The following is a 17,923-nucleotide window of genomic DNA, read 5'->3' on the forward strand; positions in this document are numbered from 1 at the left end:
CAAGCACTCATCGTCTAGTGATGATGGCAAAGAGGTCACACCCGTTCCCATACCGAACACGGAAGTTAAGCTCTTTTGCGCCGATGGTAGTTGGGGGTTTCCCCCTGTGAGAGTAGGACGTCGCTGGGCACCAAAAAAAGAAGTCGTTATCGATTAATCGGTAACGACTTCTTTTTATATTGTTTAAGAAAATTACTTATTTCATTTGAAATCAAATGGCTTGTACATGTACGAAGAAAGAAATATTGTATAGATAAGACGAATAAGGGAGTGTTTAAATGACATCTGTTTATGAATTTACTGTTAAGGATACAAAGGGAGAAGATGTATCTTTAGATAAGTTCAAGGGTAAACCATTAATAATCGTAAACACTGCAAGTCATTGTGGATTTACGCCACAGTTTACCGACCTTCAGAAGCTATATGATAAATATCGCGATAAAGGACTAGAAATATTGGGCTTTCCTTGTAATCAATTTAACAATCAGGAGTTTGAGGACATTGATAGCACGTTGGAGTATTGTCAACTTAACCATGGCGTGACTTTTCCTATGTTTGCAAAAGTAGATGTTAAAGGGAAAGATATACATCCACTATTTCAATTTCTTACAACCGAACAAAAAGGATTTTTATCTAATAACATCAAGTGGAATTTCACGAAGTTTTTAATTGATAAAGAAGGAAAAGTAGTAGGTAGATATGCACCGCAGACTGCTCCCTTAAAAATGGAGCAAGATATTCAAAGAATATTTGATAGAAAAGTCGGAATTAATGTTTAATTTAAGTGTTCTTGACACTAGACGTGCACGCTGATAACCTTGTAATAATATTCATTTATAGAAGGAGGAAATTAGAAATGTGGGAGTCTAAATTTCAAAAAGAAGGTTTAACATTTGATGATGTTTTGTTAGTTCCAGCTCAATCAGAGGTATTACCAAAAGATATTAATCTTTCCGTACAACTTACTGCAAAAGTTAAGTTGAATATCCCGGTAATTAGTGCGGGTATGGATACTGTAACCGAAGCTAAAATGGCAATTGCAATGGCTAGACAAGGTGGATTAGGGATTATTCATAAGAATATGAGTATTGAAGAACAGGCAGAGCAAGTTGAAACAGTTAAACGTTCTGAAAATGGCGTTATTACCGATCCTTTCTTCTTAACACCAACTCATCAAGTATACGATGCAGAACATTTAATGGGGAAATACAGAATTTCCGGTGTTCCAATTGTTAATAATGAAGAAGATTTAACTTTAGTCGGCATTATTACAAATCGTGATTTACGCTTTATTCAAGATTATTCATTAAAAATTGATGATGTAATGACAAAAGAGCAGTTAGTGACAGCACCAGTTGGTACTACACTTGAAGATGCAGAAAAGATTTTACAACAATATAAAATTGAAAAACTACCAATTGTTGATGAAAGTGGCATACTTAAAGGGCTAATCACGATTAAAGATATTGAAAAAGTAATCGAATTCCCGAATGCAGCTAAAGATCATCTTGGTCGTTTACTAGTAGGAGCAGCTGTTGGTGTAACGACGGATACAATGCTTCGTGTAGAAAAACTTGTACAAGCACAAGTAGATGTCATTGTTATTGATACTGCACATGGTCATTCTCAAGGAGTTATCGATACAGTAAGAAGTATTAGAGAAACATATCCGGAGTTAGATATTGTTGCTGGAAATGTAGCAACTGGTGAAGCAACCCGTGCATTATTTGAAGCTGGTGCTGACGTTGTTAAAGTAGGAATTGGACCAGGTTCCATTTGTACAACTCGTGTTGTTGCAGGAGTTGGGGTTCCTCAAATTACAGCAGTTTATGACTGTGCAACGGAAGCTCGTAAAGCAGGTAAAACAATTATTGCAGACGGAGGAATTAAATACTCTGGAGATATCGTAAAGGCTCTTGCTGCAGGTGGACATGTAGTCATGTTAGGAAGTTTACTTGCTGGTACAACTGAGAGTCCAGGAGAAACAGAAATCTTCCAAGGAAGACGTTTTAAAACGTATCGTGGAATGGGATCAATTGCTGCTATGGAAAAAGGATCTAAAGATCGTTACTTCCAAGAAGAAGCGAAAAAGTTAGTTCCAGAAGGAATTGAAGGGCGTCTACCATACAAAGGACCACTTTCAGATACGATCCACCAATTACTTGGTGGTGTTCGCGCGGGAATGGGATACTGCGGAACTGGAACTTTAGAAGAATTACGTGAAAATGCACAGTTCATTCGCATGACTGGTGCAGGACTTCGTGAAAGTCACCCACATGATGTACAAATTACAAAAGAAGCGCCAAACTATTCAATTTCTTAAGATTTACGTATAAATCGAAACTTTTGCACTCATTCGACGTCATAGTCTAGGTCGAATGGGTGCTTTTTTAATTCGATAAGCCCTCTCAAGGATAAAGTATGATAAAATGGGCATGAAGAAAAATTATTAGTGGAGGTACAGTAGTGAAGAAAGTTTGGATGACATCAATGATTAAGTGGCTAGTACTTCCGATGTTTCTTGTTTCAGTTATAATTGGAATGCCGACTGCTACAAAAGCAGAGGATAATTTAAGTTTAAATGTCGATGCTGCAATTTTAATCGACGCTGAAACAGGTAAAATTCTGTATGAAAAAAATGCAGATGCATCTTTAGGTATTGCTAGTATGACGAAAATGATGACGGAATATCTATTATTTGAAGCGATTGAGTCGGGAAAAATTACATGGGATCAACAATACTCTGTAACAGAATATACATATAAAATTTCTCAAAATCGTAGTTTAAGTAATGTTCCTCTTCGAGAAGATGGTACTTATTCGATTCGAGAATTGTATGAAGCAATGGCTATTTATTCAGCTAATGCTGCAACTATTGCTATCGCAGAAACAATTGCTGGTACAGAAGAAAACTTTATTAAATTAATGAATGAAAAAGCAAAAGAAATGGGCTTAGTTGGTTATAAATTCGTCAATTCCTCGGGTTTAAATAATGCAGATTTACAAGGGATGCACCCAGCAAGTACGGGAGCATCGGATGAAAATATAATGCCAGCTAAATCGGTAGCGAAACTGGCGTATTTGTTAATGAAAGACTATCCAGAAGTATTAGAAACGACAAAAATTCCTAAAAAGACATTCCGCGAAGGGACATCTGACGCGATTGAAATGAGTAACTGGAATTGGATGTTACCAGGTTTAGTTTTTGAATACGAAGGCGTTGATGGTTTAAAAACAGGTACGACAGAATTTGCAGGACATTCCTTTACTGGGACAGCTACAAGAAACGGTATGCGTGTAATTGCAGTTGTTATGAAAGCAGTAGATGCCAATGGCGTGGGTTCTTATAAAGCACGTTTTGATGCAACAAGAGCATTGTTTGACTATGGGTTCTCTCAATTTTCTAAAGAAGAAATTGTTCCGGCTGGATATAAGATTCCAGAACATAAAACATTATCAGTTGAAAAAGGAAAAGAAGATAATGTAGCCATTGCTGTAAAAGATCCAATTTCAATGGTTATCAAGACAAATGAAAAAGAATTGTACAAGCCTGTATTTACAGCAGATAAAAAGAAATTAGAAGCTGCTATTGAAAAAGGTACAGTAGTAGGTAAAGTACATCTGGAAAAAACGGAAGGAACAGACTATGGGTATATTCTCGATCAGGCGACAGAAGTGGACGTTGTAACTACTGAAGCAGTGGAAAGAGCTAGCTGGATTAGTTTGATGTTCCAAGGTATCGGGAAATTCTTCGGTAATTTGTGGGGTAGTACAACTGATTTTATCGGTGGATTATTTTAAGTAAAAAAGCACTGTAAACTCTGACGTAGAGTTTACAGTGCTTTTTTATCAGGAGGTAATAAAATTCTAGATATGTCATTTACTTTCTCTAAACKACGACTGGTATCTCACTTTTTAGGGATACTGCGACGTAATGAGTTGAATGAGGTATCCGCTGGGATTTTCGCTACAGTCGTACGCTTTCCGCCGGGCGAGCGATGAGCCATCCCCGCCGCTTTGGCGTACGTTGGGATGGCTCATCTTACTCACTTGGTCCCACTGGAGTCGTCGCCTGCAGCAAAAATCAATGGAAATTTCTTGCTTACTCAATATCAACTTGCTAAAAACAAAATTTTATACAGTTTATGGAATGTTTTCATCCAGTAAATGGCTTAGAGCAACTAAACCAAAATACCTGTGAAAGCAACCAATTCTTAAAATGGCAAGTTTACTAGGATTGAGACGTCTTATTGGAATAGCGCATCCTATTAACTGCTAAGATTTTCACTGTCGGGCGGGCAATTTCCAATGGGTAAAATATAAATCGATGGAAAATACATACTTATCAGTGTAAACCAGTTGAAAAAACAAAATTTTACGCAGTTTTCCATTGCATGCATCCAGTAAATGGTTTAGGACAACCAACCGATGACTGGGAGCAACCAGTTCTACTACGAAAGCAACTAAATCAGCACGAGAGCAATCAAATTACTCATGAAAGCAATCAATTCTCAAAATGGCTCTTTACTTGATGTGAAACAACTATAATTCCGACATATTATAGAAATTATATGTCTAAAAGCCCGCCGAACACGCCTGGCCGGGATCTACTCGACTTGTTTGTCGTGTTCAGCTATCTTATTGTCACGTTCGAGGTGTTCATTGTCGCGTTCGCAGTGGATATTATCTCGTTCAACCATTTATTGTTAATAGGGGATCACAATAATTTAGCAATTTCCATTGATTTTCGCTGCAGGGCGGCGACTCCAACGGGATTAAGTGAGCATGATGAGACTTTGCAACGTACGCGCAAGCGGCGGTGAAGGCTCAACGCTCACCCCGTGGAAAGCGTCCGCCCTGCAGCGGAAATCCTAGCGGTTACCACGCAGTATCTCTATACTGTGAAAACCATCTTTATCAAGATAATTTTTGTAGTTCCATAGCTTCCATCAGTCGTTCAATGGAAGTTTCAAGGGATTCAGCCGGGATTCCACCAAATCCTAATACAATTTTGGGTTTGTTAAATGGATTCTCTTTTGTAGAAACATATTCTCGTATGCCATATATGCGGATACCTGCCTGTTTTGCATGTGCAATAAGTTCACTTTCTGGCTTTATTGATTCAAAGGTTAATAGAAGATGCATACCTGCTTGTTCCCCCGAAATAGTAACGAGGGGATCATAGGCAGCCATTGTTTTTATTATTATTTCTAGCTTCCGTTTATAAATCTTTCGCATTTTATTCAGATGTTTTGCAAAATAGCCTGATTCCATGAACTTGGCAAGTATTTGCTGATCCATCCGAGGTACCGTAGCAGCATAATAAGAATATTTTTGTTTATATTGAACGATCAGTTGTTTTGGTAAAACCGCAAATGCTATTCGAAGAGAAGGCATTAATGACTTCGAAAATGTACTTAAATAAATGACTCGTTCATTCTGATCGATTGATTGTAAGGAAGGAATTGGTCTGCCTGTGTACCTAAACTCACTATCATAGTCGTCTTCTATAATATACCGATTGTCTGTTTGGTAAGCCCAGGAAAGCAGTTGGGTTCTGCGAGTAGCAGAAAGAACGGCCCCTGTTGGAAACTGATGTGAAGGTGTTACATACATTACGGTTGCATTAGATTGTTCTAACTGTGAAATGATAATACCGTCATCGTCCACCGAGATTGGTACAATCTTTTCCCTGTCATCTATAAGTAAGTGATGGGTAAGTGGGTAACCGGGATTTTCAATTCCGTAAATGGCTTTTTCCCCAAGTAAACGAATGATTAACGGCATAAGTTGCTCTGTTCCAGATCCAAGAATAATTTGTTCTGCTGTGCATCTAACGCCCCTAGATTGGTATAAATAATTGCAAATTTGTTGTCTTAGCGTATAGTCGCCTTGTGGATGTCCGAGTAAAAGAAGTTCTTTATTTGACTCGCTAATGACTTCCTTGGAACATTTTCTCCAAATGCTAAAAGGAAAAGAATCTGTATCAATCTTCCCAGGTGAAAAATCAATAGAATAAGTGGCCGACGTCCGTTCATCTTGAACATTAATTGTTGTTTGTTGCTCAATCAAAGCTAACTCTGCCAGGTTTTGTACGTAAAAGCCTCTTCTTGGTTCCGAGGAGATAAAACCTTCCGCAACTAATTGACTATATGCAAATTCAACCGTCGTTTGGCTCACCGATAAATACTCTGCCAATTTTCTTTTCGAAGGAAGTTTTTCACCTTCTTCAATTGTTCCATTAATAATTGCTTGTTTTATTTCTGTATAAAGCTGTTCATATAGAGGGATTAGTGAGTCTGTTTCCAGTTGAAACATGAGAAAATCCATTATTGTCTCCAATCTGACCACTCTAATTTATTCATTTCTGATACTTTTCAAAAGGTCATATTTTATTATACTAAACATTATAACAATTTGGAGGGGAAAATAATATGACAATCAATCAAACAGGTACAGATAGAGTGAAACGTGGAATGGCAGAAATGCAAAAAGGTGGCGTTATTATGGACGTTATCAATGCAGAGCAAGCGAAAATTGCAGAAGCAGCAGGTGCTGTCGCAGTCATGGCGTTAGAACGTGTACCTTCAGATATTCGTGCAGCAGGAGGGGTTGCTCGTATGGCTGATCCGCGCATTATGGAAGACGTTATGGGTGCAGTAACTATTCCAGTAATGGCGAAAGCTCGTATTGGGCATATTACAGAAGCACGTATTCTAGAAGCAATGGGTGTCGATTATATTGATGAATCCGAAGTATTAACACCTGCAGATGAAGAGTATCACTTACGTAAAAGTGAATTTACAGTACCATTCGTATGTGGATGTAAAGATTTAGGGGAAGCAGCTCGTCGTATTGGGGAAGGGGCTTCCATGCTTCGTACGAAAGGCGAGCCAGGAACAGGGAATATTGTAGAAGCTGTCCGTCATTTACGTAAAGTGAACGCACAAGTTCGCAAAATTGTTCATATGAACGAAGATGAGCTGATGACAGAAGCAAAAATTTTAGGAGCACCGTATGAAGTGTTATTACAAATTAAACATAATGGTAAATTGCCAGTTGTAAACTTCGCAGCAGGTGGAGTGGCGACACCAGCTGATGCTGCTTTAATGATGGAGCTTGGGGCAGATGGTGTATTTGTTGGATCAGGTATTTTCAAATCAGAAAATCCAGAGAAATTTGCACGTGCTATTGTAGAAGCGACGACTCATTACCAAGACTATAACTTACTCGTAGAAATTTCTAAAGACTTAGGGAATCCAATGAAGGGAATCGAAATTTCTCGTTTAGCTGTACAAGATCGTATGCAAGATAGAGGGTGGTAATAATGGTTAAAATAGGAGTTTTAGCTCTTCAGGGAGCAGTTAGTGAGCATATTCATTCTATTGAAATGTGTGGAGCAGAAGCTATAATCGTAAAAAGCACGGACGATTTGACTCTAGTGGATGGTTTAATTTTACCAGGAGGAGAAAGCACTGCTATGCGTAGTTTAATTGACCGTTATGGGATGCTTACACCTCTTATCGAATTTGCGGAAGCAGGAAAGCCTATGTTTGGTACTTGCGCAGGACTTATATTGCTGGCTAAAAAAATAATAGGATATGATTTTGCTCATATTGGTGTGTTAAATGCTACAGTGGAGCGTAATTCTTTTGGTCGCCAAGTAGATAGTTTTGAAACGCAACTTGAAGTAAGTGGCATCGCAACTGATTTTCCTGCTGTTTTTATAAGAGCTCCGCATATTGCGGAAGTAGGGTCAGATGTAGAAATACTTGCTACACATGAAGACAAAATAGTTATGGTTAGACAAGGACACTTACTAGGATGCTCTTTTCATCCAGAGTTAACGACGGATCATCGTATTACTTCCTATTTTACGGAAATGGTAAAGGAATCGCTTGCCAAAAAAGTATCTGTATAGTAAAGTGAAAGTAATTTAATGATTAAAAAACGATGATAGGAAGTAGTAACAAGCACGTTTCTTCTAGAGAGTCAGCGGTTGGTGTGAGCTGATATGAACACTTGTGAATCCGTCCTTTGAGTTGAACGGCTGAATTTTAGTAAGTCGTTTCCGGTTGAAAAGCCGTTATTTTACAAGTGGATTTGACATATAGTCAAGTCAATCAGGGTGGCAACGCGGGTATGCTCTCGTCCCTTTTATATGGGATGAGGGCTTTTTTGTCGTTTTTTTATTAAAAACTAGGAGGAATTATACATGTTAGATGTGAAATTTGTACGAGAAAATTATGAAACAGTAAAAGCGAAACTAGCAAAACGTGGGGAAGAAATTTCTGAATTTGATCAATTCCAACCGTTAGATCAAAAGCGAAGAGAGCTAATTGCTAAAACAGAAGTGCTAAAAGCGGAACGAAATGAATTCTCTCAAAAAATTTCAGAGATGAAACGTAATAAAGAAAATGCCGATGATATTATTGCTCGTATGCGTGAAGTTGGCGATGAGATTAAAGTATTGGATGACGAATTACGTGAAGTGGAAGAAAAGTTCGAACACATGATGATGCGCATCCCAAATATTCCACATGATAGTGTGCCTATTGGTGATTCAGAAGACGATAATGTAGAAATTCGTACATGGGGAGAAGTACCTTCATTTGAATTTGAAACGAAAGCACACTGGGATATTGCAACTGATTTAAAAATAGTCGATTTTGAACGTGCTGCAAAAGTTACGGGAAGTCGTTTTGCATTTTATCTTGGTTTAGGAGCAAGACTAGAGCGGGCATTAATAAACTTTATGATGGATCTACATGCAGAAGAGCATGGCTATGAAGAAATGCTTCCTCCATACTTAGCTAACCGTGCAAGCTTAACAGGAACTGGTCAGCTTCCGAAGTTTGAAGAAGATGCATTTTTAATAAATGAAGAGGATTATTTCTTAATCCCAACGGCAGAAGTTCCAGTAACGAATTTTTATCGGGATGAAATTTTAGACGGAGCAGCGTTACCACAAGCATTCACTGCTTTTAGTGCTTGTTTCCGTTCAGAGGCAGGATCTGCAGGACGTGATACAAGAGGTTTAATACGTCAGCATCAATTCAATAAAGTAGAACTTGTTCGTTTTGTGAGACCAGAAGAGTCTTATGAACAATTGGAGCTACTAACAGGTCATGCTGAAAAAGTGTTGCAATTATTAGGTCTACCATATCGAGTGCTTCATATGTGTACGGCAGATTTAGGATTTACTGCTGCGAAAAAATATGATTTAGAAGTTTGGTTGCCAAGTTATGGTGAGTACAAGGAAATTTCTTCTTGCAGTAACTTCGAGGATTTCCAAGCTCGTCGTTCTGGTATTCGCTTTAGAAGAGAAGCTGGTGCTAAACCTGAATACGTACACACATTGAACGGAAGTGGACTTGCACTAGGACGTACAGTAGCTGCCATTTTAGAAAATTATCAACAAGCTGATGGAACAGTAGTTGTTCCAGAAGTTTTAGTACCATATATGGGCGGTAAAACAGTCATTAAATAAGACGGAAAGAACCAGAGATGTTATAGGCGTTTCTGGTTCTTTTTTTGTGCTCGGAGATTCCGAAAAAATTGAGTAAGTAGGCTACCACATTCTTCTGCCAGAACACCATCTGTCACTTCACATATATGATTGAATCTATCGTCATTTAAAAGTCGGTATAAGGAATCTACACAACCTGCTTTTGCATCTCTAGCCCCATAGACAACACGTGGAATACGGGATTGTAAAATAGCTCCTGCGCACATAGGACAAGGCTCTAGTGTTACATATAAAGTCGTTTCTTCTAATCGCCAGCTACCAATTTTTGCGCATGCTTCTTGAATTGCTAATAACTCTGCATGGGTGGTGGCATTTTGAGTCGTCTCTCTTAAATTGTAGGCTTTCGCAATTACTTCATCCTTATATACGATAATTGCTCCGATTGGTACTTCTCCAATAGCTGCTGCTTTTTTGGCTTCTTCTATTGCTAAATTCATGTAATGTTCATCCAATTAAAATCAACCCCTCATGCATAGTGTAGCATGTTTCATTTATGTTCTGCATATTGTATGTGGAAGGAGTGAGCGATTGATTTATATAGTGAAACAAGGAGACAGTTTATATGCAATTGCGAAACGTTTTGGTACAAATATTGCTACCCTTGCCTCTATAAACGAACTCCCGGATCCCGATGTGTTAGTCGTTGGCCAGGCACTTGTTTTGCCATCAACCCCTAGTCCAGATCGACCGATGATTGAAACAAATTTATACGTAGAATGGTATACAGAAGTGCCATCAGCAAATGTCATTAATCAGGTAGAAAAAAATGCAGATCAATTAACGTATATGATGCCATTTGCGTATGAGGTAAAGAGAGACGGTTCCTTAACTTCTATGGATTGGGGAAGATTATCCGAAGTTGCGCAAACGCACCGAGTAGAAACAGTTATTGTACTCGTCAATATTGAAAACTATGCATTCAGTGATACATTAGCACATACTGTTTTCACTAATGAAACCGTGAAGCATAATGTATTTGCACAAACAGTTGCAGAAGCGATAAAAAGAGGCACAAAACATATTCATATCGACTTTGAATATATAGATAGAGCTGACAGGGAAAATTACGTAAATTTCTTAAAAGAATTTAAGGATTTTGCTAAAGGGTATGCAATTTCCGCAACACTTGCTCCAAAAACAAGTGCCGATCAAAATGGTAAATGGTACGGCGGATTCGATTATAAAGGGATTGGCGAAGTGGCCGATTTTGTTGTCATTATGACCTATGAATGGGGTTATAGTGGAGGTCCACCTATGGCAGTATCTCCAATCGGTCCGGTCCGAAAAGTATTGGAATATGCTGTAACAGAAATTGACCCAGGTAAAGTGATGATGGGCCAAAATCTATATGGATATGACTGGACATTACCGTATAAACAAGGAAATCCAATTGCTAAAGCATTGAGTCCTCAACAAGCGATTCAATTAGCGAAAAACCGGAATGCAGCAATCGAATATGATAATGTTGTGCAAGCACCATTTTTCCATTATTGGTTAGATGGAAAAGAACATGAGGTTTGGTTTGAGGATGCAAGGTCCATTGAAGCAAAGTTTAAACTGCTGAAAGAGTTAAAGTTATTAGGAATAGCTTATTGGCATAGCGGCTTTGATTTCCCGCAAAATTGGTATTTACTACAGGAAATGTTTCGGATGAATAAAAAATAGAACCTAGTTGTCTTTCTTTTGGAAAGGCAACTAGGTTCTATTTTTTATGATAGAGCTATGTTAAAATAAAGGGCACGATTTGAAATATTAGAGTGAGGGTAAAAATATGTCCATTCCATTTATTACGGTAGAAGGCCCCATAGGTGTTGGGAAAACCTCGTTAGCGAAGATAATTGCACAAACGTATCAATTTGAATTGTTAAAAGAAATTGTGGATGAAAATCCTTTTTTAAATAAGTTTTATGACGATATTGCCGAGTGGAGTTTCCAAACGGAAATGTTTTTTTTATGTAATCGTTATAAGCAATTAAGTGATATAGACAAGAAGTATTTATCGAAAGATAAAGGAGTAATAGCGGATTATCATATTTTTAAAAATCTAATTTTCGCTAAACGCTCGTTAAATGAAGTAGAATATGAAAAGTATGAATCTATTTATCAAATTTTAACGAAAGATATGCCAGTTCCCAATATGGTTATTTATCTGGATGCAAGTTTAGACGTTCTTCTTAATCGTATCGATATGCGCGGAAGGGACTTTGAAAAAAAGATAAGCCCAGATTATTTACAGCAACTTTCTTCAGATTATCGGATGTTTATCAATCACTTTGAAAAAAAACATCCCAATATTCCGGTTCTAAGACTAGACGGAGACAAAATAGATTTTGTTCAAAATGGACAAGACTTACAAACAATATTAGATCAAGTAGATGCAACATTGCATAGAAGGAGTTTATAAGTATGAATTTAAGAGAGAAGTATGGCATCCCATCTAATGCAGTTATTACAATTGCAGGAACTGTTGGTGTAGGAAAATCTACGATGACTAAAGCACTTGCGGATGCACTTCATTTTAAAACTTCATTTGAGAAAGTAGATGCGAATCCATATTTAGATCGGTTTTATGAAGATTTTTCAAAATGGAGTTTTCATTTACAAATTTACTTTTTAGCAGAGCGCTTTAAAGAACAAAAAAGAATGTTTGAGTATGGAGGAGGATTTATCCAAGACCGTTCCATTTACGAAGACACCGGCATATTTGCTCAAATGCATAAAGAAAAAGGAACGATGGATCCAGTAGATCACGAAACCTATACAAGCTTATTTGAAGCGATGGTCATGACACCTTATTTTCCACACCCTGATTTATTGATTTACTTAGAAGGGACTTTAGATAATATTATCGATCGTATTCATGATCGAGGACGTCCGATGGAGCAGCAAACACCTATTGCTTATTGGGAAGAAATGCACGGGCGTTATGAGAAATGGATTGACTCTTTTAATGGTTGTCCAGTGCTTCGTTTAAATATAAATGACTACGACATCGTACAAAATCCAGAAAATGTAGAAATGATCATAGAAAGAATTGGTCACTTTATAGAACAAACTGCGATATTGCGGAAATAATATAAAACCTCCCGCCAATTATAGGTGGGAGGTTTTAATATATGTGTAAAATATTTAATTTTCTGAATAATAATCCGAAAGAAAAATTCGTTACCAATGCAACGAATTCAATCTCAATTTTATGCGTGTGTGTATTTAAAATGGAGGAGGAAGAGGGATTCGAACCCCCGCGCGGTATGACCCGCCTGTCGGTTTTCAAGACCGATCCCTTCAGCCAGACTTGGGTATTCCTCCGAAGTACAAGAACTAATTTATCATGGTTGAAAAACAAAGTCAACATATTTCATTATTTTTTTAAGGAAAATTTGATTAGGCATTCAAGGTGTAATTTTTTAGGAGTTTGAACATAATAGTTTGTTTTCGTTGATTTTTCTTTCTAAAAAAAGTATACTAGTAAATGCCGTGCTAGGTGGGAAGGTAGCGGTGTCTTGTAACTCGCAATCCGCTCTAGCGAGACTGAACTCCTTCTCTGAGGTTGAATACATGTAGGGTCTGGTACTTGCACGTGATGTTGACGTTTGGGTCCTGCGCAATGAGTGCCCATGAACCATGTCAGGTCCGGAAGGAAGCAGCATTAAGTGGTGCTTTCTCATGTGCCGCGGGGCAGCCTAAGCCGAGTTAACGACAAGGGTGCCGCTTATGTGTTTCAAGCGAAGGAAGGTGCACGGCATTAAATTCAACTCATCAACTCATTTGTCTATTCGACGAATGAGTTTTTTTGTGTTCTAAGAAATAATGAAGCAGATGGTATGACACTATTTAGGGATACTGCGACGTAGTGACCACTGTGATTTTCGCTGCAGTCGTACGCTTTCCGCCGGGTGAGCGATGAGCCATCCCCGCCGCCCTCAGGCGTACGTTGGGATGTCTCATTAGCCCACTCATCCGGCAGGAGTCGACGCCTACAGCGAAAATCCATGGGAAAAACTATCTTATTGAGCTCCGATATTTACAATAAATGGTTGAACGCGACAATAGTGGTCTTCTGTATAGAAAGAAGACCAGCCAGGTGAATTCGGGGTGCTTTAAGACATATTATTCCTATAATATGTCGAAATCATCGTCGTCTCAATCCAAGTCAACTTGCTATTTTAAGAATTGGTTGCTTTCACGGGTAATTTGGTTGCACTCGTGCTGATTTAGTTGCTTTTGGATTAGAATTGATTGCTTTCATTGTCCGCCTGGTTGTCACAATCCATTTACTGGAAACATGCAATTGAAAAACTGGATAAAATTTAGTTTATTAGCGGGTCGACACTGATAGGTAAGCAATTTACGATGCATTATCGCTATGACGCATCTCAGTATTTATTGTCTCACTACAAGTTAACTTGTTATTTTAAGAAGTTGGTTGCTTTCACCGGTAAGTTGGTTGCTCYCGYGCTGATTTWGTTGCTCTCAGACTAGAACTGGTTGCTTTCAATGACCAATTAGTTGCTCTAAGCCATTTACTGGATGAAAACATTCCATAAACTGTATAAAATTTTGTTTTTAGCAAGTTGATATTGAGTAAGCAAGAAATTTCCATTGATTTTTGCTGTCCATTGATTTTTGCTGCAGGCGACGACTCCAGTGGGACCAAGTGAGTAAGATGAGACTTCACAACGTACGCGCAAGCGGCGGTGAAGGCTCATCACTCACCCCACGGAAAGCGTTCGCCCTGCAGCGAAAATCACAGCGGACACTTTACGTCGCAGTTTCCCTATACTGCACCCTTTATTTACATAAAGAGTATTTATGGTTTTCGTTTTAATCGAATTTTTCCCCACATTAATAGGCGAAGTAACAACTGCTTTATGGTATAATAGAGTCATTATCTACTTAAACATTAGAAGGAGGGGGATTTGTTGTCGTATCAAGCTTTTTACCGCGCTTATAGGCCTCAGTCATTTGCAGAAATGTCTGGGCAATCACATATTAAGCAAACTCTTCAAAATGCCCTCCTTTACAATAAAACAACACATGCGTATTTATTCTCCGGTCCGCGAGGGACAGGAAAAACAAGTGCGGCAAAAATATTTGCCAAAGCTTTAAACTGTGAAAATGGACCGGCGAAAGAACCATGTAATACTTGTGAAACGTGTAAAAGTATTACAGAAGGGTCTAATACAGATGTGATTGAGTTCGATGCGGCTTCTAACTCTCGTGTAGAGGAAATGCGGGAAATTATTGAAAAGGTTCGCTTTGCCCCTTCGAATGCCCGTTACAAAGTGTATATTATTGATGAAGTGCATATGCTGTCTACTAGTGCATTTAATGCTTTATTAAAAACATTAGAAGAACCACCAGCGCATGCTGTATTTATATTAGCAACGACTGAACCTCATAAAATTCCATTAACGATTATATCAAGATGTCAGCGATTTGATTTTAAACGAATTACTTCATCCGATATCGTTTCACGAATGAAAGAGGTATTAACCGACGCTAATATTGAATACGATGAAAATGTGTTAAAGATTATCGCACAAGCTGCAGCTGGCGGAATGCGGGATGCACTAAGCATGCTTGATCAAGTAGTATCGTTTAGTGGGGAGAAAATGACGCTAGAAGATGCATTATTAGTAACTGGGTCTATTGGGCAGGACGTATTCTTTCAACTAGCAGAAGCGTTAATTGAAAAGGATGTCGCAAAAGCACTAAGTTGTGTAGAACAGTTAATAGAGGATGGAAAGGACCCTGTTCGATTAACAGAGGACTTTATCACCTTTTATCGTGATTTACTTGTATTGCTTGTTGCACCAGAACAAACCGAGCTATTAGAAATAGCAACAGGAGACTCTACATTTGCGGAGTTGGCCGCTAAATTTGCGGAAGATACCTTATTTAAAAGTATCTCTATATTAACGAATACTCAACAGGAAATGCGTTTTTCTAATCATGCAAAAGTATATCTAGAGACTGCAATTATTCGTTTAGCGCAAGTACCAAGAGAGAACGTGGCAACTACCCAAAGTAATTCAGAACTAGAAATGAAAGTAAAAACACTTGAAAATCAGCTACATCAGCTGCAACAACAAATTAGCCAAGGAATAATACCACAAGCAAATGCTGGGGTACAAGAGCAACCAAAAAGACAAAGACAAAAGTCAAATAGCGGCGTAAAAGTATCAAGTGGTCGTATACAAGAAATATTAAAAACAGCAACTAAGACAGATATTCAGACAATCAAATCTAACTGGGCTACTATTTTGCAACAACTTCAAAAATCACATGCCGCATTATTAAATGATGCTGAACCAGTAGCAGCATCTTCTAGTGCATTTGTGTTAAAATTTAAATATGATATTCACTGTCAAATGGCCATGGAGAACAAAACCTTTTCTTCTTCATTTCCGCAGTTAATTGCAAACTTAACTGGTACAATGTATGAAGTTGTATATGTACCAGAAGAAAACTGGTTGAAAATTAGAGAAGACTTTATAAGACAAAATGGTCTAAAACAAGGGAATGTAGGAAGTACAGAAGATACTTCTTCTGGGCAGACAGAAGCAATGGAACTTCTACAAGGAATGGAAGAAATTTCAGAAGATCCTTTAATTGTAGAAGCAGAAAAATTATTTGGAAAAGAATTTGTAGAAGTACAGGATAACTAAGGAGGAAATTAATTATGCGTGGAATGGGAAATATGCAAGGTATGATGAAACAAATGCAAAAAATGCAAAAACAGATGGCTGAGGCTCAAGAACAACTGGGAACACAACGTTTCGAAGCTGTAGCAGGCGGTGGAATGGTAAAAGTCGTTGTTTCTGGACATAAAGAAGTACTAGAAGTAGAACTAGATCCAACTGTTGTAGACCCGGAAGATATCGAAATGCTTCAAGACTTAATCGTTATTGCAACGAATGAAGCGATGAAAAAAGCAGAAGAAACAGCGAACTCCACGATGGGGCAATTCACGAAAGGATTGAACCTGCCTGGTATGTTCTAGGAGGAAAAAAGATGCATTATCCTGAACCAATATCAAAACTAATAGATAGTTTTATGAAATTGCCGGGAATTGGGCCGAAAACAGCGGCCMGTCTGGCATTTTTTGTGTTAACAATGAAAGAAGACACTGTTTTAGACTTTGCTAAGGCATTAGTTGATGCTAAACGAAACTTAACGTATTGCTCGATTTGTGGGCATATTACGGATATTGATCCTTGTCATATCTGTCAAGACGGGCAGCGCGACTTGTCTATGATTTGTGTCGTGCAAGATACAAAGGATGTCATAGCAATGGAGAAAATGAGAGACTATAATGGTTTATATCATGTGCTGCATGGTGCTATATCTCCAATGGATGGAATTGGTCCAGAAGATATTAATGTACCTTCTCTTTTAAAGAGATTACAGGATACACAAGTGCAAGAATTGATTTTAGCAACTAACCCTACAATAGAAGGAGAAGCGACAGCGATGTACATTTCTCGTCTCGTGAAGCCTTCTGGTATTAAGACAACGAGAATTGCACATGGTTTACCTGTCGGCGGAGATTTAGAGTATGCGGATGAAGTAACTTTATCCAAAGCATTAGAAGGTCGTCGAGAGCTGTAAGGGGGATGCTGTAGTACGATGTTTTTTCAACGAGCAAAGTTAAAAAAAGAGTTTGATCAGCAATTTGTAAAATTAATGAGAGAAACAAAAGAAGATTGGCAACAAGCCCAATTGATAGAAGATTATTTGAATGACTATGATTTAGAGACAATGGCGAAAAGAAAAATCGCAGAGAGTATTCACTTCTATTTATATAAAGAGGCGAAGATCCGAAACGTAGTGTTAAAATAAGTATAATAGTAGTACTAGCTTCATACAGTAATAGATAGTTATTTTATGAGAGGATGATATTCATGAAGTTAATTATCATTGGGGGTTCGCTAGTATTACTATTGCTTCTTTTGTTTAGAAAGTCTTTTTCGGGTGTAATAGAAGCAATATCCATTTTTTTATTTCGCTTAGGTTTTTCTGTTCTATTATTATTTGGCGTGCATTTACTTTTAGGTTTAGCTGGTTATACAATACCTATAAACCTGTTCACGGGTGCTGTAGTAGCGATCTTAGGAGTACCTGGAGTAGCTTCTGTAGTAGCTATTTCTATATTACTTTAAAAAACTTTGTAAAAAGTGTTGACTTATTCGGATGAAGAGAGTAATATTGTAGAAGTCGCCAAGAGGTAAACAAAACGGCAGACAACATGAACATTGAAAACTGAACATGCAAAACGTTAAGAAATATAGCTTGAAAGATTAACTTCGGTTAACTTGATAGCAAAACAATTTTGACATCATTTAATGATGATGCCAGCAAAACAACATGAGCTTTTTAAGTTCTCTATTA

At 38.0% G+C, this 17,923-nt stretch carries 16 protein-coding genes, 1 tRNA gene, 1 rRNA gene, 1 other RNA gene and 1 other annotated feature; of the genes, 16 read left to right on the plus strand and 3 right to left on the minus strand.

Features of this window, described 5'->3' with window-relative positions:
• The first annotated feature begins 13 nt into the window (after positions 1–13).
• The 4 genes from rrf to AC1DFT_RS20440 all read left to right on the plus strand — a co-directional run bounded on the left by rrf (position 14) and on the right by AC1DFT_RS20440 (position 3,801).
• A 5S ribosomal RNA gene (rrf, locus tag AC1DFT_RS20425) occupies positions 14–129 on the plus strand.
• A 149-nt stretch (positions 130–278) separates the two neighbouring features.
• Positions 279–779: a glutathione peroxidase gene (locus AC1DFT_RS20430; protein WP_478161451.1), complete on the plus strand. Its 501-nt coding sequence runs from the start codon at positions 279–281 to the stop codon at positions 777–779.
• Between the two features lie 77 nt (positions 780–856).
• Positions 857–2,323 carry an IMP dehydrogenase gene (guaB, locus tag AC1DFT_RS20435; RefSeq protein WP_478161453.1) on the plus strand — a complete coding sequence of 489 codons (1,467 nt, stop codon included), beginning with the start codon at positions 857–859 and terminating at the stop codon, positions 2,321–2,323.
• Between the two features lie 143 nt (positions 2,324–2,466).
• The gene (locus AC1DFT_RS20440) at positions 2,467–3,801 is read left to right on the plus strand and encodes a serine hydrolase (protein ID WP_478161455.1); all 1,335 of its coding nucleotides are present in this window, start codon (positions 2,467–2,469) and stop codon (positions 3,799–3,801) included.
• Positions 3,802–4,917: 1,116 nt separating this feature from the next.
• On the opposite strand, the gene pdxR is transcribed toward AC1DFT_RS20440, so the two are convergent.
• A complete protein-coding gene (gene pdxR / locus AC1DFT_RS20445; protein ID WP_478161457.1) occupies positions 4,918–6,330 on the minus strand; it encodes a MocR-like pyridoxine biosynthesis transcription factor PdxR in 1,413 nt (470 codons plus the stop codon).
• Between the two features lie 110 nt (positions 6,331–6,440).
• Here pdxR and pdxS point away from each other — a divergent pair, with 110 nt between their 5' ends.
• From pdxS to serS, 3 genes are all read left to right on the plus strand, one after another.
• Positions 6,441–7,325 (plus strand): pyridoxal 5'-phosphate synthase lyase subunit PdxS, encoded by an 885-nt coding sequence (gene pdxS, locus AC1DFT_RS20450; RefSeq protein WP_478161479.1) that lies wholly within the window; start codon positions 6,441–6,443, stop codon positions 7,323–7,325.
• 2 nt (positions 7,326–7,327) lie between these two features.
• On the plus strand, positions 7,328–7,921 hold the full coding sequence (pdxT, locus tag AC1DFT_RS20455) for a pyridoxal 5'-phosphate synthase glutaminase subunit PdxT (protein ID WP_478161459.1): 594 nt from the start codon (positions 7,328–7,330) through the stop codon (positions 7,919–7,921).
• Between the two features lie 23 nt (positions 7,922–7,944).
• Positions 7,945–8,159, plus strand: a binding site (T-box leader).
• A gap of 56 nt (positions 8,160–8,215) precedes the next feature.
• Entirely contained in the window at positions 8,216–9,490 is a 1,275-nt protein-coding gene (serS, locus tag AC1DFT_RS20460) for a serine--tRNA ligase (RefSeq protein ID WP_478161461.1), read from the plus strand.
• A 20-nt stretch (positions 9,491–9,510) separates the two neighbouring features.
• Here the strand turns inward: serS and tadA are convergent, their stop codons facing one another.
• Positions 9,511–9,966 carry a tRNA adenosine(34) deaminase TadA gene (gene tadA / locus AC1DFT_RS20465; protein WP_478161481.1) on the minus strand — a complete coding sequence of 152 codons (456 nt, stop codon included), beginning with the start codon at positions 9,964–9,966 and terminating at the stop codon, positions 9,511–9,513.
• Between the two features lie 91 nt (positions 9,967–10,057).
• Between tadA and AC1DFT_RS20470 the strand changes: the two genes are divergently transcribed.
• The 3 genes from AC1DFT_RS20470 (at position 10,058) to AC1DFT_RS20480 (ending at position 12,604) form a co-directional block, all read left to right on the plus strand.
• Entirely contained in the window at positions 10,058–11,194 is a 1,137-nt protein-coding gene (locus AC1DFT_RS20470) for a glycosyl hydrolase family 18 protein (RefSeq protein ID WP_478161463.1), read from the plus strand.
• Positions 11,195–11,300: 106 nt separating this feature from the next.
• Positions 11,301–11,933 carry a deoxynucleoside kinase gene (locus AC1DFT_RS20475; RefSeq protein ID WP_478161465.1) on the plus strand — a complete coding sequence of 211 codons (633 nt, stop codon included), beginning with the start codon at positions 11,301–11,303 and terminating at the stop codon, positions 11,931–11,933.
• Between the two features lie 2 nt (positions 11,934–11,935).
• Positions 11,936–12,604, plus strand: coding sequence for a deoxynucleoside kinase (locus AC1DFT_RS20480; protein ID WP_478161467.1), 669 nt, complete (start codon positions 11,936–11,938; stop codon positions 12,602–12,604).
• Between the two features lie 141 nt (positions 12,605–12,745).
• On the opposite strand, the gene AC1DFT_RS20485 is transcribed toward AC1DFT_RS20480, so the two are convergent.
• A tRNA-Ser gene (locus AC1DFT_RS20485) sits at positions 12,746–12,838 on the minus strand.
• A 166-nt stretch (positions 12,839–13,004) separates the two neighbouring features.
• Here AC1DFT_RS20485 and ffs point away from each other — a divergent pair.
• From ffs to AC1DFT_RS20515, 6 genes are all read left to right on the plus strand, one after another.
• Positions 13,005–13,272: signal recognition particle sRNA large type (ffs, locus tag AC1DFT_RS20490), an RNA gene on the plus strand.
• A 1,179-nt stretch (positions 13,273–14,451) separates the two neighbouring features.
• Complete coding sequence (gene dnaX / locus AC1DFT_RS20495; protein WP_478161469.1) at positions 14,452–16,200, plus strand: DNA polymerase III subunit gamma/tau; 1,749 nt, start codon at positions 14,452–14,454, stop codon at positions 16,198–16,200.
• Between the two features lie 14 nt (positions 16,201–16,214).
• Positions 16,215–16,535 carry a YbaB/EbfC family nucleoid-associated protein gene (locus AC1DFT_RS20500; protein WP_478161471.1) on the plus strand — a complete coding sequence of 107 codons (321 nt, stop codon included), beginning with the start codon at positions 16,215–16,217 and terminating at the stop codon, positions 16,533–16,535.
• Positions 16,536–16,546: 11 nt separating this feature from the next.
• On the plus strand, positions 16,547–17,143 hold the full coding sequence (gene recR, locus AC1DFT_RS20505; protein ID WP_478161473.1) for a recombination mediator RecR: 597 nt from the start codon (positions 16,547–16,549) through the stop codon (positions 17,141–17,143).
• Positions 17,144–17,161: 18 nt separating this feature from the next.
• Positions 17,162–17,374 (plus strand): YaaL family protein, encoded by a 213-nt coding sequence (locus AC1DFT_RS20510; RefSeq protein WP_478161475.1) that lies wholly within the window; start codon positions 17,162–17,164, stop codon positions 17,372–17,374.
• 62 nt (positions 17,375–17,436) lie between these two features.
• Positions 17,437–17,694 (plus strand): pro-sigmaK processing inhibitor BofA family protein, encoded by a 258-nt coding sequence (locus tag AC1DFT_RS20515; protein WP_478161477.1) that lies wholly within the window; start codon positions 17,437–17,439, stop codon positions 17,692–17,694.
• The last annotated feature ends 229 nt before the right edge of the window (positions 17,695–17,923 follow it).

The organism is Psychrobacillus sp. 05T411 (genome assembly GCF_056396485.1).

Bases quoted from the DNA above. Each gene is read 5' to 3' on its own strand.
- AC1DFT_RS20430 (WP_478161451.1), top strand. From the start codon at position 279: ATGACATCTGTTTATGAATTTACTGTTAAGGATACAAAGGGAGAAGAT.
- guaB (WP_478161453.1), top strand. From the start codon at position 857: ATGTGGGAGTCTAAATTTCAAAAAGAAGGTTTAACATTTGATGATGTT.
- pdxR (WP_478161457.1), bottom strand. From the start codon at position 6,330: ATGGATTTTCTCATGTTTCAACTGGAAACAGACTCACTAATCCCTCTA.
- pdxT (WP_478161459.1), top strand. From the start codon at position 7,328: ATGGTTAAAATAGGAGTTTTAGCTCTTCAGGGAGCAGTTAGTGAGCAT.
- serS (WP_478161461.1), top strand. From the start codon at position 8,216: ATGTTAGATGTGAAATTTGTACGAGAAAATTATGAAACAGTAAAAGCG.
- tadA (WP_478161481.1), bottom strand. From the start codon at position 9,966: ATGAATTTAGCAATAGAAGAAGCCAAAAAAGCAGCAGCTATTGGAGAA.
- AC1DFT_RS20475 (WP_478161465.1), top strand. From the start codon at position 11,301: ATGTCCATTCCATTTATTACGGTAGAAGGCCCCATAGGTGTTGGGAAA.
- AC1DFT_RS20480 (WP_478161467.1), top strand. From the start codon at position 11,936: ATGAATTTAAGAGAGAAGTATGGCATCCCATCTAATGCAGTTATTACA.
- AC1DFT_RS20500 (WP_478161471.1), top strand. From the start codon at position 16,215: ATGCGTGGAATGGGAAATATGCAAGGTATGATGAAACAAATGCAAAAA.
- AC1DFT_RS20510 (WP_478161475.1), top strand. From the start codon at position 17,162: ATGTTTTTTCAACGAGCAAAGTTAAAAAAAGAGTTTGATCAGCAATTT.
- AC1DFT_RS20515 (WP_478161477.1), top strand. From the start codon at position 17,437: ATGAAGTTAATTATCATTGGGGGTTCGCTAGTATTACTATTGCTTCTT.